The 22,407-nt window shown below is 63.0% G+C and carries 19 protein-coding genes and 1 pseudogene; 9 read left to right on the top strand and 11 right to left on the bottom strand.

All coding sequences use genetic code 11. From position 1 onward, the window contains the following. Positions 1–2 precede the first annotated feature (2 nt). The gene (locus J6524_RS17300) at positions 3–1,703 is read left to right on the top strand and encodes a caspase family protein (protein ID WP_225672637.1); all 1,701 of its coding nucleotides are present in this window, start codon (positions 3–5) and stop codon (positions 1,701–1,703) included. 66 nt (positions 1,704–1,769) lie between these two features. Here J6524_RS17300 and J6524_RS17295 read toward each other — a convergent pair whose 3' ends face one another. The 4 genes from J6524_RS17295 to J6524_RS17280 form a co-directional block, all read right to left on the bottom strand. Then, entirely contained in the window at positions 1,770–2,759 is a 990-nt protein-coding gene (locus J6524_RS17295) for a threonine ammonia-lyase (RefSeq protein WP_225672635.1), read from the bottom strand. Positions 2,760–2,861: 102 nt separating this feature from the next. After that, positions 2,862–3,674, bottom strand: a complete 813-nt coding sequence (locus J6524_RS17290; protein ID WP_225672633.1) for a UDP-2,3-diacylglucosamine diphosphatase — start codon at positions 3,672–3,674, stop codon at positions 2,862–2,864. A 191-nt stretch (positions 3,675–3,865) separates the two neighbouring features. Continuing rightward, complete coding sequence (locus J6524_RS17285) at positions 3,866–5,410, bottom strand: acyl-CoA synthetase (protein WP_225672631.1); 1,545 nt, start codon at positions 5,408–5,410, stop codon at positions 3,866–3,868. Positions 5,411–5,544: 134 nt separating this feature from the next. Continuing rightward, positions 5,545–6,357 carry a crotonase/enoyl-CoA hydratase family protein gene (locus J6524_RS17280; protein ID WP_225672629.1) on the bottom strand — a complete coding sequence of 271 codons (813 nt, stop codon included), beginning with the start codon at positions 6,355–6,357 and terminating at the stop codon, positions 5,545–5,547. Positions 6,358–6,456: 99 nt separating this feature from the next. Between J6524_RS17280 and J6524_RS17275 the strand changes: the two genes are divergently transcribed. Both J6524_RS17275 and J6524_RS17270 read left to right on the top strand, forming a co-directional pair. After that, positions 6,457–7,329 (top strand): SDR family oxidoreductase, encoded by an 873-nt coding sequence (locus J6524_RS17275; RefSeq protein ID WP_225672627.1) that lies wholly within the window; start codon positions 6,457–6,459, stop codon positions 7,327–7,329. 208 nt (positions 7,330–7,537) lie between these two features. Further along, the gene (locus J6524_RS17270; RefSeq protein WP_225672625.1) at positions 7,538–9,118 is read left to right on the top strand and encodes a fatty acid--CoA ligase; all 1,581 of its coding nucleotides are present in this window, start codon (positions 7,538–7,540) and stop codon (positions 9,116–9,118) included. Positions 9,119–9,290: 172 nt separating this feature from the next. Here the strand turns inward: J6524_RS17270 and J6524_RS17265 are convergent, their stop codons facing one another. Further along, a complete protein-coding gene (locus J6524_RS17265) occupies positions 9,291–9,761 on the bottom strand; it encodes a GFA family protein (protein ID WP_225672623.1) in 471 nt (156 codons plus the stop codon). A 9-nt stretch (positions 9,762–9,770) separates the two neighbouring features. Continuing rightward, the gene (locus J6524_RS17260; protein WP_225672621.1) at positions 9,771–11,045 is read right to left on the bottom strand and encodes an acyl-CoA dehydrogenase family protein; all 1,275 of its coding nucleotides are present in this window, start codon (positions 11,043–11,045) and stop codon (positions 9,771–9,773) included. Between the two features lie 222 nt (positions 11,046–11,267). On the opposite strand from J6524_RS17260, the gene J6524_RS17255 reads away from it, so the two are divergent. Continuing rightward, complete coding sequence (locus tag J6524_RS17255; RefSeq protein ID WP_225672619.1) at positions 11,268–12,047, top strand: enoyl-CoA hydratase-related protein; 780 nt, start codon at positions 11,268–11,270, stop codon at positions 12,045–12,047. Between the two features lie 236 nt (positions 12,048–12,283). On the opposite strand, the gene J6524_RS17250 is transcribed toward J6524_RS17255, so the two are convergent. From J6524_RS17250 to J6524_RS17240, 3 genes are read right to left on the bottom strand one after another with little or no spacing between them, the layout of a single operon-like run. Further along, the gene (locus tag J6524_RS17250) at positions 12,284–12,667 is read right to left on the bottom strand and encodes a DUF6285 domain-containing protein (protein ID WP_225672617.1); all 384 of its coding nucleotides are present in this window, start codon (positions 12,665–12,667) and stop codon (positions 12,284–12,286) included. 1 nt (position 12,668) lies between these two features. Further along, the gene (locus J6524_RS17245; RefSeq protein ID WP_225672615.1) at positions 12,669–13,655 is read right to left on the bottom strand and encodes a phosphotransferase family protein; all 987 of its coding nucleotides are present in this window, start codon (positions 13,653–13,655) and stop codon (positions 12,669–12,671) included. Beyond that, complete coding sequence (locus tag J6524_RS17240; protein WP_225672613.1) at positions 13,652–14,443, bottom strand: enoyl-CoA hydratase/isomerase; 792 nt, start codon at positions 14,441–14,443, stop codon at positions 13,652–13,654. Before J6524_RS17240 ends, J6524_RS17245 begins: the two co-directional genes overlap by 4 nt. 161 nt (positions 14,444–14,604) lie before the next feature. Between J6524_RS17240 and J6524_RS17235 the strand changes: the two genes are divergently transcribed. Both J6524_RS17235 and J6524_RS17230 read left to right on the top strand, forming a co-directional pair. After that, the gene (locus J6524_RS17235) at positions 14,605–15,384 is read left to right on the top strand and encodes an SDR family NAD(P)-dependent oxidoreductase (protein ID WP_225672611.1); all 780 of its coding nucleotides are present in this window, start codon (positions 14,605–14,607) and stop codon (positions 15,382–15,384) included. A 928-nt stretch (positions 15,385–16,312) separates the two neighbouring features. Beyond that, the gene (locus J6524_RS17230) at positions 16,313–17,719 is read left to right on the top strand and encodes an FAD-binding protein (RefSeq protein ID WP_225672609.1); all 1,407 of its coding nucleotides are present in this window, start codon (positions 16,313–16,315) and stop codon (positions 17,717–17,719) included. Between the two features lie 222 nt (positions 17,720–17,941). Here the strand turns inward: J6524_RS17230 and J6524_RS17225 are convergent, their stop codons facing one another. Both J6524_RS17225 and htpX read right to left on the bottom strand, forming a co-directional pair. Further along, positions 17,942–18,835, bottom strand: coding sequence for a LysR family transcriptional regulator (locus J6524_RS17225; protein ID WP_225672607.1), 894 nt, complete (start codon positions 18,833–18,835; stop codon positions 17,942–17,944). 87 nt (positions 18,836–18,922) lie between these two features. Then, on the bottom strand, positions 18,923–19,861 hold the full coding sequence (htpX, locus tag J6524_RS17220) for a zinc metalloprotease HtpX (protein ID WP_225672605.1): 939 nt from the start codon (positions 19,859–19,861) through the stop codon (positions 18,923–18,925). A 321-nt stretch (positions 19,862–20,182) separates the two neighbouring features. Here htpX and J6524_RS17215 point away from each other — a divergent pair, with 321 nt between their 5' ends. From J6524_RS17215 to J6524_RS17205, 3 genes and pseudogenes are all read left to right on the top strand, one after another. Then, the gene (locus J6524_RS17215; protein WP_225672603.1) at positions 20,183–20,563 is read left to right on the top strand and encodes a VOC family protein; all 381 of its coding nucleotides are present in this window, start codon (positions 20,183–20,185) and stop codon (positions 20,561–20,563) included. 208 nt (positions 20,564–20,771) lie between these two features. After that, a complete protein-coding gene (locus tag J6524_RS17210; protein WP_225672601.1) occupies positions 20,772–22,106 on the top strand; it encodes an amidohydrolase in 1,335 nt (444 codons plus the stop codon). Positions 22,107–22,276: 170 nt separating this feature from the next. Next, positions 22,277–22,407: pseudogene (locus J6524_RS17205) on the top strand (IS110 family transposase); the annotation flags it as partial.

Genomic DNA, 22,407 nt, shown 5'->3' with positions numbered 1-22,407 from the left:
TCATGTCCTATTTTAAGTCATCGCTGTTACGCGCTGGCCTGCTGGCAGGCCTATTGGGCTTCGCTACCGCCGGCGCGGCTTTCGCCGAAGCCCCGAATGCCGACATCCGCGCCGGCATGCAGACGCTACCGCCGGAACAGCGCGTCGCGCTGGTGATTGGGAATTCGAATTACCAGGCCGCGCCAAGGCTCGCCAATCCCGGCAATGACGCGCAATCGATCGCGCAGCTTCTGAACTCGGCGGGCTTCGAGGTGACCCAGGCGACCGACCTGACGCGCGGCGACATGGTCAAGGTCGTGCAGGATTTCTCCGCCAGGGTGGCCGAACGCGGTCCCCGCACTGTCGCGATGATCTATTATGCCGGCCATGGCGTGCAGGTGGCGGGCGAAAATTACCTGCTGCCTGTCGATGCGAAGATCTCCTCGCCGTCGGATCTCGACGGCAATTCGCTGCGGCTGGTCGATGTGATGGGCACGTTGGAATCCATCCCGAGCAGGATGCGCATCGTCGTGCTCGACGCCTGCCGCAACAATCCGTTCCCCGAGATCAACGACGCCGGACGCGGACTTGCCATCGTCGATGCGCCGAGCGGCTCTATTGTCGGCTACTCGACCGCGCCAGGAATGGAAGCGCAGGACGGCGACGGCAATCACAGCCCGTACACCTCCGCATTCCTTAATATCGCGCGCGAGCCGAACCTGCCGATCGAGCAACTGTTCAAGCGCGTCCGGCTTGAGGTGAACAGCGCGACTAACGGCCGCCAGACACCCTGGGAAAGCTCGTCGCTCACCTCCGACTTCTATTTCTTCGGCGATACAGTGATGGCCGCGGGCCGTGCGCCGGATCGCCGGCCGATCATGCAGATGGCGTCCAACCTGCCCTCGCGCTCGGTGCGGCAGGCCTACGATTACGTGCTGTCGGAAGGCTCACCGGAATACTATGAAGAGTTCATCCGCCTATACCCGCATGACCCGCTGTGTGACCACGTTCGCATGCTGCTCGGCAACATCCAGCTGGCAAAGGCCTGGCACAAGGCGGTGCTCGCGAACTCGCCGTTTGCGTACAAGACGTTCTCCGACACCTTCTCCAACAGCCCCTACGCCAAATCAGCCTTGAAGCTGCAGGCCGCTCCGAAGGCCGTTCCGCTGATGCAGTTCACGCATCTGGCGAAACAGTCGCCGAATTTCAAGCCGATGAACGGCGGCAATTCACCCATCCTCGGCATCTCCAAGCACAATCTTGGCGCTCAGGCTCACATGCCGACGCCATCCAAGATCGTCACGCTGCCCGCCAAGGGCATGATGACCAATAACCCGATCAATGGCGGCATTAACAACGGCAAAGTCACCACCCTGCCTGGCAAGCTCAACCCCAATGGCAATGGGAAGGTCACGAATCTGCCCGGCAAGATCAATCCGATCCCTGTCAACGCCGGCAACAACATCGGCAAAGTCGGCAAAGTCACGACGTTGCCTCCCAGGATTCAGAACAATCCGATACGGGTCCCCAAACCCATCACGACCAAGCCCGTGATGACTAGACCCGTGATGACTAGACCCGTGATGACCAGGCCCATGATGAGCACCGCGCCGCGTCATTTCAGCGGCGGCATGGGCGGCGGAGGTTTTGGCCAGCGCTTCGCCTCAAGCCCGTCCCGCGGCTCATTCGGCGGCGGATCGTTCGGCGGCGGTTTCAGGCGCTGAGAGTTTCGCACAACGCAAAAGCGGGCAGAGCACACGCTCTGCCCGCTTCCATTTGAGATGAGATGATCAGGCGACCAGCTTGGCGAACAGGTCGGCGTCGACATTGCCGCCGGAGAGCACGATGACGACATTCTTGCCCTTGGCGTCGATCCTGCCGGCCAGTAGCGCAGCGAGGCCGACGGCGCCGCCCGGCTCCACCACCAGCTTCAATTCGCGATAGGCATAGGCGACCGCAGCGCCGACTTCCTCGTCGGAGGCGGTTACGCCATTTGCCAGCAGCTTGCTGTTGATCGAGAAGGTGAGTTCGCCGGGCATCGCCGCCATCAGCGCATCGCAGATGGTGCGGCCGGCAGCGTGATGGGCCTCGCGATGGCCCGCGCGCAGCGACAGGCCGTGATCGTCATAGTCCTTGGGCTCGGCGACGATTACCTGCGCCTCCGGGAATTTCGACTTCACCGCCGTTGCAACACCCGCGATCAGCCCGCCGCCCGAGGCCGGCGCCACCACGATATCGGGGCTGAGCCCGAGCGCCGTCATGTCCTCAGCGATCTCGCGGCCTGCAGTGCCCTGCCCTGCGATCACGAACGGATCGTCATAGGGGCGCACCAGCGTCGCGCCGCGCTTGGCCGCAATGCCGTTGGCGATGGCTTCACGGTCTTCCTTGTCGCGATCGTAGAGCACGACCTCGGCGCCGTAGCCCTTGGTGCGCTCGCGCTTGGTAATGGGGGAGTCCGCAGGCATCACGATGGTCGCCTGCATGTTGAGGATCTGCGCCGCCGCCGCCACGCCCTGGGCGTGGTTGCCGGAGGAGAACGCCACGACGCCGCCGCCGCGCTTGCCCTGCGGGATTGAGGCCAGCTTGTTGAAGGCGCCGCGGAACTTGAATGATCCGGTCCGCTGCAGCATTTCGGGCTTCAGGAAGACCTTGGTCCCGACGCGCTCGTTGAGCACAGGGAATGACAATAGCGGCGTGCGCACTGCAAACGGCGCAACGACCCTGGCGGCGGCCTCGATCTCGGCCGCGCCAATGGGAGGGGTCTGGACAGGTTCTGGCATCCGCAATTTGTATCGCGGCTACCGACAGGCGGGCAAGACGATTTGGCGTGATCTCAGGCGAAATGCGGGCATTTCGCTATGAATTCGGCCCGCTCGCCCCCATCATGCCGCACGCGCCGCGACGCGGGGAACCGGCGCCGGCCGCCGCACCGGATCAGCCCAGGTGATGATCTCGAACCGGCCATCGTCGTGCTCGACGAGCGCAGTGCAGCTTTCCACCCAGTCGCCGCAGTTCATGTAGCGGATGCCGTGTTCGTCGCGGATGGTGGCATAGTGGATGTGCCCGCAGATCACACCGTCGGCGCCGTGTCGCCGCGCCTCGCCGGCGAGCGTTTTCTCGAACGCGCCGATATAATTGACGGCGTTCTTGACCTTCAGCTTCGCCCATTGCGACAGCGACCAGTACGGCACGCCGAACATCCGTCGGAAAAAATTGACCAGGCGATTCATCTGAATGGCGAAGTCATACGCCTTGTCGCCGAGATGGGCGAGCCAGCGCGCGTTCTGCACCACGAGGTCGAAAATGTCGCCATGGATGATCAGGTAACGCTTGCCGTCGACACCCTCGTGGATGATGTTTTCCACCACATCGATGCCGCCGAAATGCGTGCCGTAATAGTTGCGCAGGAACTCGTCGTGATTGCCTGGCACATAAATGACCTTGGCGCCCTTGCGCGCCTTGCGCAGCATCTTCTGCACGAAGTCGTTGTGTGATTGCGGCCAGTACCAGCTCGACTTCAGCGCCCAGCCATCAACGATATCGCCGACGAGATAGATGGTGTCGGCATCATGGCTCTTGAGGAAGTCCAGCAAACGGTCGGCTTGCGAGCCGCGGGCTCCGAGATGGACGTCGGAGATAAACAAGGTCCGAAAGCGCCGTTCCGGGCTTTCGTCGCTCAAGGAGTCACTACCCATACCCGTCCCCTGACAGATTTCTGTGACAGGGCGATGACTGATTCACGCGGCCCATAGCCCCACGAGAATCAATGCCGCACCCCTGCGTCAGCGGATAGCAGCGCGATACGACAGGGAAGCGACATGGTGGTGTTCTTGCGAAGGCTGGGCGTGGTTAACGGCTGCCCCGCTCTCGCAGGGTGGCCATGAGACTAGATCCTCCGCCCTGCCCGCTCCCAATAGGGATCGCGCAGGCGGCGCTTGAAGATCTTGCCGGAATCTTCCCGTGGCAGGTTGGACTGGATCTCGATGTGTTTTGGAACCTTGTAGTCTGCCAGTGAGACCTTGAGCTGCGCGCGGATGGAGCCGATATCGAGCGTTGCCGCAGGCTGCGGCTCCACAACGGCCATCAGCGCCTCGCCGAATTCGGCATCGGGAATGCCGAACACCGCGCAGTCGTGCACGCCGGGGATTGCATGCAGCGCAGACTCGATCTCGGCGGGATAGATGTTGACGCCGCCTGAGATCACCATGTCGCGCTTGCGGTCGCAGATGAAGACATAGCCGTCCGCGTCGATGTAACCGACGTCGCCCGAGGTGATGAATCCCTCGCGATCGATCTCGGCGCGCTTTTCCGACTGGTTGTGGTAGGTGAAATCCGGATTGCCTGCGATGCGCGAATAGATTTCGCCGATCTCGCCCTGCGGCAGTTCCCTGCCGTTATCGCCAATGAAGCGCAGCTCCGCACCGGGTGAAATCTTGCCGACCGTGCCGGGCTTCTTCAGCGCGTCCTCAGAGGTTGCAAAGGTAACCGCGCCCGATTCTGTCGAACCGTAGAATTCGTAGATGACCGGCCCCCACCATTCGATCATCGCGCGTTTGACGTCGGCGGGACATGGCGCGGCCGCGTGGATGATGTGGCGAAGCGACGACATGTCGTACTTCTTGCGCACCTCCTCCGGCAGCTTCATCAGGCGGATGAACATGGTCGGCACCATGAAGATGGTATCGATCTTCTCGGCTTCGATCACGCGCAGGAATTCTTCGGCATCGAAGCGCGGCATGATCACCAGCGCACCGCCGAGGCGGCCGGCGCGCAGGCCGAACGCGTTCGGGGCGGAATGATAGAGCGGCCCCGGCAGCAGCGCCCGGGCGCCCGGCTTAAGGCCGTATATCAGCGCGCGCATGCGCTCGGCATTGGCGCTCTGCTCCGGCGTCGGCGCAAAGCGGCGCACGCCCTTGGGATGGCCCGTGGTGCCCGAGGTGTAGATCATGTTCTGCGGCTGCGGCACCGCCGGGCCGTCATAGCGCGGGTGCTGCTTCAGCCAGGATTCGAAGTCGATCGCGAACTCCGGCGTCACGAGATGATCCGGATTGATCTTGTAGTTGGCGAGAATTTCCGGCGGCGTCGGCACGCTGAGCGCCGTGATCCCTTCCGGGATCGCTTCGCGCAATTGATGCAGCATGTCGGCATGCGCGATCAGCACCGAGGTCCCGCAATCCTTCAGCACATAGTTGATCTCTTCCGGCTTGAAGTGCCAGTTCACTGGCACGCCATAAGCGCCAAGCCGCATCGCCGCATAGGCCGCCTCGATGAAGGTGATGTCGTTGCGCATCAGCATGGCGACGCTGTCGCCCTGCTTGACGCCAAGCTGCTGCAGGCCGCTGGCGATCCGGTCGGCGCGTTCGGCGACTTCCTCGTGGCTGCGTCGGCGCGCACCACTGATGATGCCGAGGAAGAGTTGGGAGGCTGTCATTGTCGCTTTCCGATCTGTTGTCGGGTTCAAGTGACCCTCATGGTGAGGAGCGCGTCTTCGCGCGTCTCGAACCATGGGGCCCGTGGCCATCCCTCGAGACGCCGCTTGCGCGGCTCCTCGGGATGAGGTCGAAGTTAGGCATCCACAAACCGCGGCGCGCGCTTTTCCATATTGGCGCGCACCGCCTCGGTCTGGTTGGGACTGCCGAGCAGCTTCTGCTGCTCGACGGATTCGGCCAGCAGCGCCGGCGCCGGATCCACTGACAGCTTGTTCAGCATGCGCTTGGCCGCACGGATTGCATCGGGACTCTTGCCGGCGATTTCGCGCGCAACCTCGAGCGCCGCCGCGCGCGGATCATCGCAGATCCGTGTCGCGAGACCGTAGCTCATGGCTTCCTGCGCCGAGAAGATGCGGCCCGTATAGGTCAGCTCCCGCAGGATATCGTCGCGCACAAGGCTTGCGAGGATCGGGGTGCCGGCCATGTCGGGCACCAACCCCCATTTGATCTCCATGATCGACATCCGCGCGTCGGGTGTAAGGAAGCGCATGTCGGCCCCGAGCGCGAGCTGGAAGCCGCCGCCGAACGCGACGCCCTGGATTGCGGCAATCACAGGCACCGGAAGCTGACGCCAGCCCCACACGGCCTGCTGCGGGAAGTTCGCAATGCCATGCGTGCGTGCAGTGAGATCGCGCTTCTCGCCACCGGCGATCCCATTTCCGCCATGTTCTTTCATGGCCTGGAAGCGTCCCATGTCGAGACCGGCGCAGAACGCCCGCCCTTCCCCGGACAATACTACCGCCCGCACACCCTTTTCGTTCGCCAGCCGCTCGGTCGCGGCCACCAGCGCCTCAAACATCGCCGCATCAAGCGCATTCATCTTGTCGGCCCGCACCAGCCGGACATCGGCAATGCCGTCCGAAATCGAGATCGAGACGCGTTGCTCCATGATAAATCCTCCACACTTCCTTCTTGGCGCTTTACAGAAAGGCCGTTGTCCGGTTTTAGTCAATCGACCAATTAACAGACAATCCCGTGGGTGGAAACGATGTTCAACGATCAGCTTCTCGCCGGGCGACGCATCCTCGTAACCGGAGGCGGCACCGGCCTCGGCAAGTCCATGGCGGCGCGGTTTCTGCAACTGGGAGCCGAAGTCCACATCTGCGGCCGCCGCAAAATTGTGTGCGACGAGACCGCGACCGAACTGATGGACCTGCATGGCGGGCGTGTCGTCAGCCACGGCATCGACATCCGCAATGCGATGGCGGTCGACGAAATGATCGAACAGATATGGGCCTCGGGTCCCCTCACCGATCTCATCAATAACGCGGCCGGCAATTTCATTTCGCGTTCGGAAGATCTCTCCCCGCGCGGTTTTGATGCCGTCGCCAACATCGTCATGCACGGCACCTTCTACGTGACCCATGCAGTGGGGCGGCGCTGGATCGCGGCCAAGCAGCGCGGCAACGTGGTATCCATCACCGTAACCTGGGTGCGCAACGGCTCGCCTTACGTGGTGCCGTCCGCGATGAGCAAATCGGCGATCCATGCCATGACGATGTCGCTTGCGGTCGAATGGGGCAAACACGGCATCCGCCTCAACACCATTGCGCCGGGCGAAATCCCGACCGAGGGCATGAGCAAGCGCATCAAGCCCGGCGATGAGGCCGGCGCGCGCACCAGGGCGCAGAACCCGATGGGCCGGGTCGGCACCATGGAGGAATTGCAGAACCTCGCCGTGTTCCTGATCTCCGGCGGCTGTGACTGGATCAACGGAGAGACCATCGCCATGGACGGCGGCCAGGCACTCGCGATGGGCGGCAATTTCTACCAGTTGCGCGACTGGAGCGATGACGACTGGAACAAGGCGCGCGAGTCGATCAAGGCGCAGAATGAGAAGGACCGCGCCGCGCGCGGGTGATCTCGTGTCCCGGACGCGGTGCAGCGTGTAACGCTGCGCCGCTGAGCCGGGACCCATTGCCAGCCACAAGCAAGATAGACCCCCGGCTCTGCAGCGCACGGCCGAGGCGTTGCGCTGCGTCCGGGGAACGCCAGCTCCTGCCGTATTGTTTTTCGCGCGCTATATCGCCAAACTCCGCGCAACGACAACAATACGATACGGGAGAGACATGTCCGCTCCTGAGCAACTGACGAACCTTGCCGACATGGTACGCGAACGCGCCAAGACCCGCGGCGACGCGATCGCTTATGAATTCGAGGGACGCCAAACCACGTTCGCCGAGTTCGACAGCAACACCAACCGCGTTGCGAACGCGCTGATTGCAATGGGTGTCAAGCCGGGCGAGCGGATCGCTTATCTCGGCAAGAACAGCGACATCTATTTCGAGCTGTTGATGGGCGCGATGAAGGCCAAGGTGGTGATGGCTCCCGTCAACTGGCGCCTCGCCGGTCCCGAGATCGCCTTCATCGTCGGCGACTGCAGGGCGCCGGTGCTGTTCGTGGGACCCGAATTCGTTACGCAGGCCCGCAACATCAAGTCGCAACTGCCTGATGTGCGCACGGTTATCACGACCGAAGGCGGCGCGCCGGAATGGCGGGATTTCACGGCCTGGCGCGATGCGGCCAGCGCCGGCGACCCGGAGGTGCCGATCAGTCCGAAGGATGTCGCCATCCAGCTCTATACGTCGGGCACCACGGGCAAGCCCAAGGGCGCGATGCTGTCGCACGCCAACTTCCTCAATCTGGTGCACGCGGGCAGCGAGGCCGAGAAGCCAGAATGGAACAAGTGGACGGCGGACGACGTCTCGCTGGTCGCGATGCCGATCTTCCACATCGGCGGCTCCGGCTGGGGCGTGATGGGCCTCTATCATGGCGCCAAGGGCGTGATCGCGCGCGAGTTCGATCCGACCAAGGTTTTGGATTTCTTCGAGCAGTCCGGAATTACCAAACTTTTCATGGTGCCGGCGGCGATGCAATTCGTGGTGCGTCAGCCGCGGGCGCGGCAGGTCGATTTCTCCCGCTTGAAATACATGCTCTACGGCGCCTCGCCTATTCCGGCGGCCCTCCTGAAGGAGTGCATCGAGGTGTTCAAGTGCGGCTTCGTGCAGCTCTACGGGATGACCGAGACGACCGGCACCATCGTTGCCCTGCCGCCCGAAGATCATGTCGAGGGACTGGAGCGCATGCGCTCCGCCGGCAAGGCGCTGCCGGGCATCGAGCTTGCGATCCTCGATCCCGACGGCAACCGCCTGCCGCCGCGCCAGGTCGGCGAGATCGCCACCCGCTCCGGCTCCAACATGGTGGGCTACTGGAATCTGCCGGAGGCGACCGCCAGGACACTCGGCAGCGACGGCTGGCTGCGTACCGGTGATGCCGGCTACATGGACGAGGATGGCTATCTCTACATCCACGACCGCATCAAGGACATGATCATCTCCGGCGGCGAGAACATTTATCCGGCCGAGGTTGAAAGCGCGATCTGCGATCATCCTGACGTTGCCGAGGCCGCGGTGATCGGCATCCCCGACGACAAATGGGGCGAAGCTGTCAAGGCGATCGTGGTGATGAAGCCCGGCAAGCAGGCGAGCGCCACCGACATCATCAATTTCACCCGCGAACGCATCGCCGGCTACAAGACGCCGAAGTCGGTCGACTTCATGGAAGCGTTGCCGCGCAATCCGTCGGGGAAGATCTTGCGGCGGAATCTGCGCGAGCCGTATTGGGCGGGCAAGGACCGGCAGGTGAATTAGGTTGCCACCGTCATGCCTGCGACAAACGCGTAGCGTTTGCGCAAGGGAGCGTAAGCGACGAAGCAATCCATGCCTCTGCGCGCGCGGAGAGATGGATTGCTTCGCGGAGCCTGTCATCGGGCGCGCATTCGCGCGACCCGTTGGCTCGCAATGACGGTGGGAACAGCAACGCTTACTTCTTCGCCCGCTCGCGCGCCGCGCGGTGGCGCGCTTTGGCTTCATCCGACCAGACCTCTGCCGGATTGTAGAATTCGGCAAACGCCTTGGCGCCCGGCGGCAGCGTTACCCAGGGCTGCTTGGTGGAAGTGAAGATGTGAACATCCGGCGGGCACTGGGTCGGATCATCCATGGTGCCGACGCGGACGAAGCGCACCGCGGGCCCGGAGCCCGGATAATTGCTCCAGACCGAAACCTTGCAGACCGGGCAGCGTGCGATCTTCTGGCCCTTACCGCTGGCTGACGGTGTATCGATGATCTCAGGCTCGGCCTTCAGGTGCTCGACCCTGTCCGCCTCATAGAGCGCATTGAGCGCGTGCACGGTGCCGGTCTCCCGCTGGCACCAGGTGCAATGGCAGGCATGGACGATAATTGGCTTGCCGCTCAGGCGGTAGCGGATATTTCCGCATGTGCATCCACCTTCCATCGACGCCTCCTAGTGTTTCCCCGCTCCCATGTAGCCGAACAGGAATCCCGCGACCTTCCGCTTCTGGATTTCCTCGCTGCCTTCGGTGATGCGGTAGCGGCGGTGGTGGCGGTAGATGTGTTCGAACGGCTTGTGCCTGGAATAACCCATGCCGCCATGCACCTGCATGGCGCGATCGGCAGCCTCGCAGCACAGCCGGTTTGCCCAGTAGTTGCACATCGAGACCCGATCGGACAGCGTATGCTCAACCTGGGCCTGGGTGAGTTGGTCCATCTCCCACGCGGTCTTGCGGATCAATAGCCTGAGCATCTCCGCCTGCGTAGCCAGTTCCACCAGCGGCCACTGGATCGCCTGGTTCTCCGCCAGCGCCTTGCCGAACGGCTTTCGCTCGCGCGCATATTTGACGCTTTCGTTGATGCAGTAGACCGCCGCCCCAAGCGAGCTCGCCGCCTGCCGGATCCGGTTCTCGTGCACAAAGCACTGCGCCAGCGACAGGCCGCGGCCGACTTCGCCGAACAGCGCATCCTCAGGCACGAACACGTCGGTGAAGCTGACGCGCGGATGGTCGGTCGGCATGTTGAAGGTCCACATATATTCCTCGACCTTCACGCCTTCGCTTTTCGCCGGCACCAGGAAGCAGGTGATGCCGCGCGCGTCGCCGTCATTGCCCGAGGTACGGGCAAACAGCGCGCAATGGGTGGCGACATGCATGCCTGTCGTCCACATCTTCTCGCCGTTGATGATCCAGCCCTTGACGTTGTCGCGGGTCGCCTCAACGGCCTTCGTCTCCATATGGGTCGCGTCCGAACCATGATTGGGCTCCGTCAGGCCGAAGGTGATGCGATACTTGCCCGTGATCGAGCCGTCGATCATTGCCTTCTGTGCATCTGAGCCGTAGCGGTCGAGCATGGTGACAATCGGCAGGTTGCCGACGATCGAATGTTCGTTCTGCAGATCATTGTGCAGGCCAAGTCCCTTCGAGGCAAAATGCTCGCGGATGACAGCCATCCAAAGGTTGGAACCATCCTTGCCGCCGTAACGCTTCGGGATGGCGAAGCGCAGATGACCGGCAGCGTCGGCAAGATTCTTCGCCTTGCGCAAGAGCGCTTCCCATTCCTGCCGCGGCAACCCACCCTTCTCGAAATCGGTGCGCGCCCATTCGCGGCGGTGATCGAAGAAGCGGATGTTGTCGTCGGCCTCTTCCAGCGGCTTGATTTCGCGCGCGATGAAGCGATCGAGTTCCTCGAGATAAGCAACGAGGTCGGCAGGCAGGTTGAAATCCAAGGCGGTCTCTCCCGGAAATGTCGTTTATTGCTTTTGCGTTTAGGCGCTACGGAGCGCTCCTGCTCTGATTGATTTAGCTGAGAAGACCAAGCCCAAGTCAAGCAACGGATCAGTCCCTGGCACGCGCGGGCGCCTTGCGTAATTGGATGGTTTCAGATGCTCGCCTCGCGCTATGATCGCGGCCAATATTCTTCTCGGCAGAAAATCAATACGGGAGCCAACATGGACCTGAAATTCTCTAAGGTGACGCGCAAGGGGCCGATCACCATCGTCACGCTGTCCCGGCCCGAAGTGTACAATGCGTTGCATATCGATGCGCATTTCGAACTCAACAAGGTGTTCGACGATTTTTCCGCCGATCCTGAGCAATGGGTCGCGATCGTCACCGGCGCGGGCGACAAGGCGTTCTGCGCCGGCAACGATTTAAAATGGCAGGCCGCGGGCGGCAAGCGCGGCTGGGACAAGGGCGGCTTTGGCGGCCTCACCTCGCGCTTCGACTGCGACAAGCCGATCATTGCCGCCGTCAACGGCGTCGCGATGGGCGGCGGTTTCGAGATCGCACTGGCCTGCGACCTCATCATCGCCGCGGAGAACGCGACGTTTGCCCTCCCCGAGCCGCGCGTCGGCCTCGCCGCGCTCGCCGGCGGCGTGCATCGCCTGCCGCGCCAGATCGGACTGAAGCGCGCCATGGGCATGATCCTCACCGCGCGCCACGTCTCCGCCAAGGAGGGACTCGAGCTCGGCTTCGTCAATGAGGTGGTCCCGCAGGGCGAAGCGCTTGCCGCGGCGGAGCGCTGGGCAGAGACGATCTGCAAGAACTCGCCGATGTCGATCCGCGCCTCCAAGCAGGCGATCCAGCGCGGCCTCGAGGTATCGCTGGAGCAGGCGATCGCCGAGCAGCGGGAATATCCGGCGGTGAAGGCGATGGCGGCGTCGCAGGACTACATCGAGGGGCCGAAGGCGTTTGCCGAGAAGCGGCCGCCGAAGTGGTTGGGGCGGTAGGGATCGCGACGTTCTATCGACGTCATTGCGAGCCACCCGGTCGGCGCGAAAGCGCCGCCGGATGACAGGCTCCGCGAAGCAATCCATTTTTCCGCTTGCGGTGAGATGGATTGCTTCGTCGCTTTGCTCCTCGCAATGACGGCGGAGAGTTAGCGCTACTCCTGTAGGATGGGTGGAGCGCAGCGAAACCCATCATTGGGCGCGTCATCGATGCTCTTGATGGGTTTCGCTTCGCTCTACCCATCCAACAATTTCCCCAACTCCCTCTTGTACGACGCATAATTCGGCTGATCGACGGCGAGCTTGTCCATCGTGGTCTGCCAGAGGTGCTCGGCGAGGCCCGGCGTGTTCAGATCGACCTCGCCGCTGGCGATCTTCTCGCAAAGCGCGCGGTTGAGCTCGATCAGCGACCCATCCAGGCCGAGCAACCGCTTCAGCCGAGCCAACTCGGCCGCATCACTCCCCTGCTCCAGCGCCAATTGCCGCGTGACCAAGTCCAGCGCGTTGATACCGACGCGGAGCTTGAAGGCGTTGTGGCCCTTGATCTCTGGCGCGATCTCGTTGCGGAGAAAATCCGCGACGGCCTTGATCAGTTCGGTGGGTGTCGGTTCGTCCTGCATCTCACCCTCCTCTCGGAGCAAGCAATCTCAATAGATCGATCTCCGTCTCCGACGAGCGGCGGCCGATCATGGCGCGCTCCATCGAATGATCGGGCCCTTGCCGGAAGCGCTGCATCATGCCGCAGCACATGATGCCCCAGCGCAGCGTGCCCATCACTTCCCAGAACATCACGCGCGCGGGGTCTACCTTGCGCCCGGTTTCCTCATAGCCCGCGAACAGCTCTTCGCGCGTGCCGAAGCCGCCGACTGGCTTGTCGATCTCGCCGAAGCGCCAGGAGTTGACGCAGATCCAGCCGAGATCTTCCATTGGATCGCCGAAATGCGCGAGCTCCCAGTCCAGCACCGCGCGGACGCCGTCGGGGCCGATGATGAGGTTGCCGTGGCGGAAATCGCCATGCACCAGCGTCACCTCCTTCGATGGCCCGGGATCGCGCTCGCGCAGCCAGCGCAGCGCCAGCTCGAACACCGGACGCGGCCAGTTGAAGCTGCGGTATTCCCGCTCGAGGTCGGCGATCTCCTTGGTCGCGCTCATCTCGCGCATCTTCGGCAGTTTTGCCTTCGGCAGGCCGTGAATACCGGCGATGACGCGGCCAAGCTGCCGCGCCAGAATCGGCCGCGCCTTGGCAAACTGCTCGTCACGCAGAATCTTGCGCGCGATGGTCTCGCCCTCGATCCGCTGCATGATGAAGCCACGACCGAGCTCATCCTCGGGCGTCAGCACATGCATCACGCGCGGCGACGGCAGGCCGGCGTCGTGCGCCAGCTGCATCAGGATAGCTTCGGCATCGAGACCTGCCGCTCTCCCGGGCGAAGCGCCATAGCCCGGAGGCGCGCGGCGCAGGATTGCGCCGACATTGCCGTCCGGGTGAACGATGTCGAACGTCCAGGTTTCCTGGCTGGCGCCGCCGGAAAGCTTTGCGGCGCCGGTGACGCCAGTCGCCCCCGGATACCAGGAGGCGACGCAGCGTCCGAGTTGGTCCTCGATCATTTGCCCCTGAACTTGGCGGGGCGCTTTTCAAGGAACGCGGTGACGCCTTCCCTGAAATCTTCCGTCGAGCCCGCGATGCGTTGCGATTCATATTCGAGGTTGAGCTGCTCCTCGAACGAGTTTTCCGAAGTGTCCCAATAGAGTTTTCGGATCAGCGACAGCGCGACCGTCGGACCATTGGCGAGCTCATGCGCAAGCTTCATCGCCTCCTCCATCAGCACGCTATCGTCATAGACGCGATTGACGAGGCCCCATTCCAGCGCCTTCTCCGCCGGTAGCCGCTCGCCCATCAGGGACAATTCAACCGAGCGTGCCTTGCCGACTAGCCGCGGCAACAGCCAGGTCGAGCCGCAATCCGGCACCAGGCCGATGCGGCGGAACGCCTGCAGGAAATAGGACGAGCGCGCGCACAGGATCATGTCGCCCATCAATGCAAAGCTCATCCCGGCGCCGGCGGCCGGACCGTTGACCGCCGTGACGATCGGGCAGTGCAGGCGGCGCAGCCGCCGCAGGAACGGATGGAAGCCGATTTCCAGCGATTGCCCGGCATTGCTCTTGCCTGATGTCTGGTTGTTGCGGCCCTGCAGATTGGCGCCGGTGCAGAACGCCCGCCCCGCTCCCGTCAGCACCAGGCAGCGGACCTCGTCGCGCTTGTCGTCGATCGCGTCGAGCGCGTCGCCGAGACCGCCCAGCATGTCCATCGAGACCGCGTTCATGACCTCCTGGTGGTCGAGCTTGAGAACGGCGACCGGGCCGTCGAAATCGAGCGTGACGTGCTTGAACTGCATTGCTTCCTCATGACTTGTGTTTACGCGCTATTTCGCTGCGCGGAAGACCTGATGATGTCGCGCCCATATTTGATTTTCCTGACGGCGTTGTCCATGCTTGCGCCAGAACATCTGCCCGCCATCGGGCGCAGGTCTGCTTACCCAACAAATGGAAACGTCTCATGAGCATCTTTGACCTCACCGGCCGCACGGCCGTGATCACCGGCGGCAATGGCGGCATCGGCCTCGGCATCGCGCAGGCGCTGAACGCGCAAGGTTGCAACGTTTCGATCTGGGGGCGCAATGCGGAGAAGAACAAGGTGGCGGCAGCGACCATGTCGGCCGGGCCGGGCAAGGTGCATACCCAAGTCTGCGACGTCTCGGATTCGGCTTCGGTGAAAACCGCGATGAAGGCGACCCTCGATACCTTCGGCCGCGTCGACGGCTGCTTTGCCAATGCCGGTATCGGCGGCGGCGGGCGGCGCGCTTTCATCGACCGCACCGAGGAGGAATGGCGGCGCATGTTCGCGACCAATCTCGACGGCGTCTTCCATGTCTTTCAGGTCGCGGCCCGCCACATGACCGAACGCGCCGAAGCTGGCGACAAGTTCGGCCGGCTGGTTGCGACCTCGAGCCTCGCATCGCTGTTCGGCACCGCGCGCAACGAGCATTATGCCGGCACGAAGGCGGCGCTGAACGCGCTGTGCCGCGCGCTCGCGGTCGAGCTCGCGCGCCACGGCGTCACTGCGAACGCGATCCTCCCCGGCTGGATCAAGAGCGACATGACCGCCGGCATCATGGCGAACGACAAGTTCGTCGCCAACGTGATGCCGCGCATTCCGGTCCGCCGCTTCGGCGAGCCCGAGGATTTCGGCGGCATCGCTGTGTACATCATGAGCAAGGCGTCGTCGTATCATACGGCGGACTGTTTTGTGATCGATGGCGGGTATACGGCGTTTTAGTTTGTGGCGGCATCGCGGCCACACCAACACGTGTCATGCCCCGCGAAAGCGGGGCATCCAGTACGCCGCGGCTTATCGGTTCTATCACTGCTGCCTCTGGAATACTGGATCACCCGCCTTCGCGGGTGACGACGACTGAATATGCGTTCGCGATCTCGCGACATGAACTGCCCGAGGTTTGCATCGTCTTTGCCCCTCATCAAGATCAGAGGGCGCAGGGAAGACCGGGTGCTGGCTGCACCCGCGGTCTCGTGTGCCGTTGCGCATAAAGAAAACGCACACGAGCATACAGGTACAGCGGAAACACTCCGGCCTTCCCTGCGCAATGGCTTTACGGCTTACTTCGTGCTCTTCCTGGTGAACGGCTTTATTGCCACCATCGCCCCCGAGAGGCTTTCGCTGCTCTTGGGAACTTAACGCCAGCACCGCGGCGCCCGAACCACACGACTTCGCCGTACGCATCCGGCGCGCAACGTCTCTCGCGCCATCTGCATCCATCGCATCTCACCGCGCGTTCGTGACGTGGCCGCCGCCCCTCATCTTGCGGTGAGACGGGCGGAGTTATGCGACTGATTTGGGCAAAAACGGAAGCGGAATATTTTTGATTCCGGGACTTGATGATTTCTGAAAATCAGAAGTGATTTGGTCTCGTGCCAGTTTGTCGCGGACGGACGCATGAAAATGTCCTTGCGAGAGAGAGCAAATCAGTCGGCAGTCCGTAGGGCGGATTAGCGAAGCGTAATCCGCCGCCGTTACGCGGATGAATGGTGGGTTACGCTTCGCTAACCCACCCTACAATTTGCGTTCGATTGTCCCGGTTTGCGGGAATGTCCATCGCGCCAGGCGATGATTGTTTCGTGAAATCATCGGCGCCAGCTTCGTCCAAGTAATCCGGCTGGGAACGTCTCACCGCGATGGAGGATCGTTCATGACATCCGACAGACGCACCTTTCTGGGCGCTGGCCTTGGCGTCGCCGCGGCCGCGACATCGCAGAGTTGGGACTTCACAGCCGGCGCGGCCGAAATGCCATCGCGCGAGGGCAATCGCGCCGAAGCAAGCACGGATTTCGGGCGGCTGATTCATAGGGAGCCGCGCGCGGTAGCGCAGCCGATATCAAGCGCGGAGGTCGCCAGCCTATTGCGCCTTGCGAGAGCCGAGAGACTGAAAGTTGCAGCGCGCGGCCAGGGCCATTCGATCTATGGCCGCTCGCTGAGCGAAAACGGCATCGTGATCGATATGGGCAGGCTCAATTCGATCCGCGATCTCCGGCCGGACCGCGTCGTGGTCGATGCCGGCGCGACGTGGAAGAGCGTGCTCGATGCCACTCTGCCGCAAGGCCTGACGCCGCCGGTGCTGACCAATTATCTCGGCCTGTCGGTAGGCGGCACGATCGCTGTCGGCGGCATTGGCGGCTCGTCATCCCGATACGGCATGCAGACCGACAACGTTCTCGAACTGGATGTCGTGACCGGCGATGGACATGAACTGACCTGTTCGGTGGGATCGAATCCGAACGCTTTTGACGCAGTCCGGGCCGGGCTCGGCCAATGCGGCATCATCACGCGCGCGACCTTGCGCCTGGTGCGCGCGCCGGAGCGCGTCCGCCGCTTTCAACTGTTTTATCCTGGCTTGAGTGAACTGATCGCCGACCAGCGGCGCGCCCTGGCGGAAGAACGCTTCGACCAGTTGCAGGGCGCGATCCTCCCCGACGGTGCCGGCGGCTGGCGCTATCAGCTCGAGGGAGCCGTCTTTTACAATGGTAACCGGCTTCCCGATGACAGCGCCCTGCTCAAGGCATTGTCAGATACGCGCAGCGCCGCCGTGATTACCGACCTTACCTACGGCGAAGACGCCGCGGCCTTCGCAAAATTCGAAGCCCTGCTTCGATCGAAGGGCCAGTGGACTACCCCAAAACCCTGGCTGCTGGCGTTCCTGCCCGGCAGCAATGCAGAGCAGCTCGCGCGCGAAATCCTTGACGAATTGACGCCAGCGGATATCGGACCGTTCGGGCGGATCACCTGCTATCCCATGATGACAAACGCGTGCCGCACGCCGCTGGTTCGCCTGCCCGCTGAGAGCGTCGTCTTTCCGTTCAACGTCATCCGCGTGCCACCTTCCGACGATCGCGCCGCGATCGAGCGCATGGTCGCACAGAACCGCGCACTCTACGATCGGCTCCGGCGCGCCGGCGCAATGCACTATCCGGTCAGCGCCTTTCCGATGTCGCAAGACGACTGGAAAGATCATTTTGGATCAAGCTGGGCGCGATTTGCCGAAATCAAGCGGCGCCTTGATCCGGCCGATCTGCTCACCCCCGGCTACGCGATATTCTGATCTGCGCACTAGAGCATGGTGATTTTTGATTAGATCGATTTGGCCGCAGACGCACTTCACCTCTCCCGCTTGCGGGGGAGGTCGGCGCGAAGCGCCGGGTGGAGGCTCTCTCCACCCGGGCAGTGTTGCCCGCGGAGACACCCCCACCCCAGCCCTCCCCCGCAAGCGGGAGAGGGAGCTCACCCTCTTCGTGGGCGCAATCAATCCCAATTTCATCACGCTTTAGAGCAGCTCGGCCTTGAGGCCGTTCGCCAGGAAGTCGGTGAAGCGCCGCATGCGCTCCAGCGGCGCTTTGGTCGGCGGCCAAACCAGCTGGATCGGCATGCCCTCGGTTTCGAACTCCGGCAGGACGATGGCCAGTGCACCCTGCTCGACGAGCTCTCTGATCTGCCAGAGCGGCAGTTGCGCAAGGCCGATGCCTTCCCCGGCGACCGCACGGATCGCCGCGGCGGTGTTCGAGTGAAAGCGGCCTGACACCTTGACCTTCTGTAGCTTGCCGCCGATGCGAAACGGCCATTTATCTGACGGACCCGTCCCCGATCGCAACACGCACTGATGATGTTCGAGCTCGCTGGGATGTTTCGGGATGCCATGCTGGGCGAAGTACGATGGCGCGCCGCATGTCACGACACGTAGCGCCTGCAGCCGGCGCGCCGTCAGCTGTTCATCGACGGACTCGCCGATCCGAACGGCCATGTCGAGCCCTTCGGCAATGAGGTCCACCTGGTCGTCGGACGCTTTCAGCTCGATCTCGACCTTCGGATAGAGTTTTAGAAAGCGGCCGATAATCGGGGCGACATAGGTTGACGCGAACAGCACCGGTGCGCCGATCTTCAGCGGCCCCGACACTTCGGCGCGAATGCTGGCGGCTTCGTTCCGCGCCTCGATGATTTCGGCAACCGCCGGCTTGATGCGTTCGTAGAACAGTTTTCCTGCTTCGGTAGGTTCCGACCGCCGTGTCGTCCGCTTCACCAATTCCACGCCGACGGCACGCTCCAGCGCGATCAGCGACCGGTTCAGCGATTGCAACGGACGCCGCAGGTGGCGCGAGGCGGCCGCCTGGCTGCCCTTCTCGACAACCGCCACGAAGGCTTCGAGGTCGTCCAACCGTTCCACGCCAAGATCCCTTTTGCGGGATACTGTATCATTGAAGAAAGGCCCGTCGCAGTGACGGGCCTTTCTCGATTTCCGCTTCTATTTAGCTTATCCCCACGGTCCGCGCGAGGCCGAGGGGCGGCCCCACGGGCCGCGGCGCGGATAGTTGCCGCGGGTACCCATGGAAAGCGTTCCGCCATGCGCGCCCATCTCCGCCGCGAGCTGCTGAAGAGCGGCGATGCGGTTCTCCGTCGACGGGTGCGTCGTGAACAGATTGTCCATGCCCTGGCCCGACAGCGGGTTGATGATGAACATGTGCGCCGTGGCCGGATTGCGCTCGGCTTCCGGGTTGGGCACCACATGCGCGGCACTCGCGATTTTGCTCAAGGCGGATGCAAGCCACATCGGCTGGCCGCAGATGCGCGCGCCCATATCGTCGGCGGCATATTCGCGGGTACGGCTGATCGCCATCTGCACCAGCATGGCGCCGAGCGGCGCCAGGATCATCATGGCAATCGAGCCGATGATGCCGGGCCCGTGGTTGTCGCGGTTGCCGCCGAAGAACATGCCGAACTGCGCCAGCATCGAAATCGCGCCGGCGATGGTCGCGGTGATGGTCATCAGCAGCGTGTCATGGTTCCTGATATGCGCGAGCTCGTGCGCGATCACGCCGGCGAGCTCCTCGCGGCTGAGCGATTGCACTAGGCCCGTGGTCACGGCGACCGCCGCGTTCTGCGGATTGCGGCCGGTGGCGAACGCATTGGGCTGCGCCTCGTCCATCACGAACACGCGCGGCATCGGCAGGCCGGCGCGGCCGGCCAGCTCGGCTACCAGATTGAAGAGATCGGGCGCGGTGCGCTGGTCGACCTCATGGGCGCCGTACATCGACAGCACCATGCGGTCCGAATTCCAGTAGGCGAAGATGTTGGTCGCGGCGGCGATCACGAGCGCGATCACGGCGCCGCTGGCGCCGCCGATCAGATAGCCGACGCCCATGAAGAGGCCGGTAAGACCGGCCAGCAGAATGGCAGTCTTGAAGTAGCTCATTGTCGTCTCCTTGCCGCCTGCGACAGATACGCCGCGGCTGGCATCCCAAAGGTAGGAACTGCCCCTGCGGCGCCGCAAGATGCCGATGGTGCGTCGAGGCGCCGCGTTTTACCGTGGAAACCAATTTCCGGGACCGGGTTACCGAAACGTAATCTGGCGGCTCAGGCTACCTCGTACCCCGCCGATTGTCGCCCGCCTGCTTGTACAACGCCAATAGCGCCGTCTACATTGCCGCAACGAGCATCGCGTGGGGTTGTTCCGCGCACCTCGCGATAGCCAGGTAATCGCGGTTGCTCGTCAAAACTGGGAGGAATTGAACCAATGTTTTCGCATGTGATGATCGGCACCAACGACCTCGAAAAGGCCAAGGCGTTTTATGATGCCCTGCTCGGCACACTTGGCGTCCGGCCGGCCAAGGTCGACGGCCACCGGATCTTCTATTTTACCAAGACCGGCGTGTTCTCGGTGACCAAGCCGATCAACGGCCAGCCGGCAACGCCGGCAAACGGCGGCACCATCGGCTTTGCGGCTGATTCACCCGAGCAGGCTGACGCATGGCATGCGGCCGGCATCGCCAATGGCGGCACCACTTGCGAAAACCCGCCGGGCATTCGCGAGGGGGTCGGCGGCAAACTCTATCTCGCATATTTGCGCGATCTCGACGGCAACAAGATCTGCGCGATGCACCGGATGCCGTCGTAGCTTCCCTACCTCCGCGATGACCGGGCTTGTCCCGGTCATCCACGTCTTGGTTGGAAGAAGGACGTGGATGCCCGGCACCCGGCTACGCCAAAGCTTCCCCGTGGCTTGTCCGTCCTGGTACGCCGAAGCGCTGGCTGAGGCGGCAAGGCCAGACATGCTGAGCGGGTTGTTAAACACGTTGCGACCCAATCGGAAGGAACGCCAAGCCATGAAGCGATTTGTCAGTTGGTTAGCCGCAGCCGCCGCGCTATTCGCGACGACCTCGCTGCCTGCCCGCGCCGAGCTCGATGTCCCCGGCCTGAAGAAGGCAATCGAGACTTCGCTCGCAAGCGATTATCCAAAGCTCGACGTGCTCTACAAGGAAATCCACGCCCATCCCGAGCTAGCGTTTCAGGAAGTGAAAACCGCCGCGAAGCTTGCCGCCGAGATGCGCGCGCTTGGGTTCGAGGTCACCGAGAATGTCGGCAAGACCGGGCTGGTCGCGATCTACAGAAACGGCGACGGGCCCACCATCATGGTGCGCACGGAGCTCGATGGCTTGCCGATGGAGGAGAAGACCGGCCTCGAGTATGCGAGCCGCGACAAGGCTAACTGGAATGGGCGGGAGGTGTTCGTCGCCCATAGCTGCGGCCACGACATTCACATGGCGAGCTGGGTCGGAACGGCGAAGACGCTGCTTGGCCTGAAGGACCAGTGGCGCGGCACGCTGATGTTCATCGCCCAGCCGGCGGAAGAGATTGTGGCTGGGGCGCGTGCCATGATTCGGGATGGCCTGTTCACGCGCTTTCCCAAGCCCGACATCGCGTTTGCCCTGCACGCCGGTCCGTTCTCTCATGGCACGGGCTTCTATCGTACCGGGGTCGGCTCGTCCGCCGCCGATAGTCTCGACGTGACATTCCACGGCCGCGGCGGTCACGGCTCGGCGCCGCACACGACCGTCGATCCCGTGGTCATTGCGGCACGCTTCATTGTCGAAGTGCAAAGCGTGATCAGCCGTGAAAAAGACCCGAACGAATTCGGCGTCGTGAGCATCGGAGCCATTCACGGCGGCACCGCTCCAAACATCATCCCCGACTCCGTGCAGCTATCCGGCACCATTCGCTCCTTCAAACCCGAAGTTCGCACCAAACTGCATGCCGGGATCGAACGGACGGCAAAAGCCGCTGCCGCCATGTCAGGCGCACCTGCGCCGGATATCAGGATCGTCGAGGGCACCAAGTCCGTCATGAACGATCCCGATGTGGTCGCCGCCGCGGCCGAAGTGTTGAAGGTGGCATTTGGCGACAAGTTCAGAGTTTCGCCGCCAGGGACCGCCAGCGAGGATTTCTCCGAATTCGCCGGCGCAGGCGTGCCGTCGATGATGTTCAACATCGGCGTCTATGACCAGGAACGTATCGACGCAGCACGCAACGGCGCCGGCCCGCCAGTACCGTCAAATCATTCACCGCTGTTCGCGCCGGTGCCGAAGCCGACCATCGAGACCGGCGTCACCGCGATGACGCTCGCGGTGCTCAGCGCGTTCCACAAGGCCCGGCGGAAGTGAATTGTAGATGGGGTAACGGGCCCCGAGGCCTCCCAAGCCAGCCGCGCTAGCTACGGCGCAATGTGGTAGCGCGCGTCGCGCGGCTGGCTTGGGAGGCGGTCGTCCCTCACACTGATGGTGTAAACGGAGTCGAGGACGGACCTCGCTCCAAGCATCGAGGAGAGACGACCATGAACCACTATGCCGGAATCGACGTGTCATTGGAATGCTCGAGCGTGTGTGTTGTTGATGCCAACGGCAAGATTTTGCGCGAGGCCAAGGTGGCGAGCGAGCCGGAGGCGCTGATCGCCTGGTTCCGCGG

The sequence above is a fragment of the Bradyrhizobium hereditatis genome (assembly GCF_020329435.1).
Taxonomy (GTDB): Bacteria; Pseudomonadota; Alphaproteobacteria; order Rhizobiales; family Xanthobacteraceae; genus Bradyrhizobium; species Bradyrhizobium hereditatis.
The sequence above is the reverse complement of the archived record's forward strand: the minus strand, read 5'-3'. Positions and strand labels throughout refer to the sequence as shown.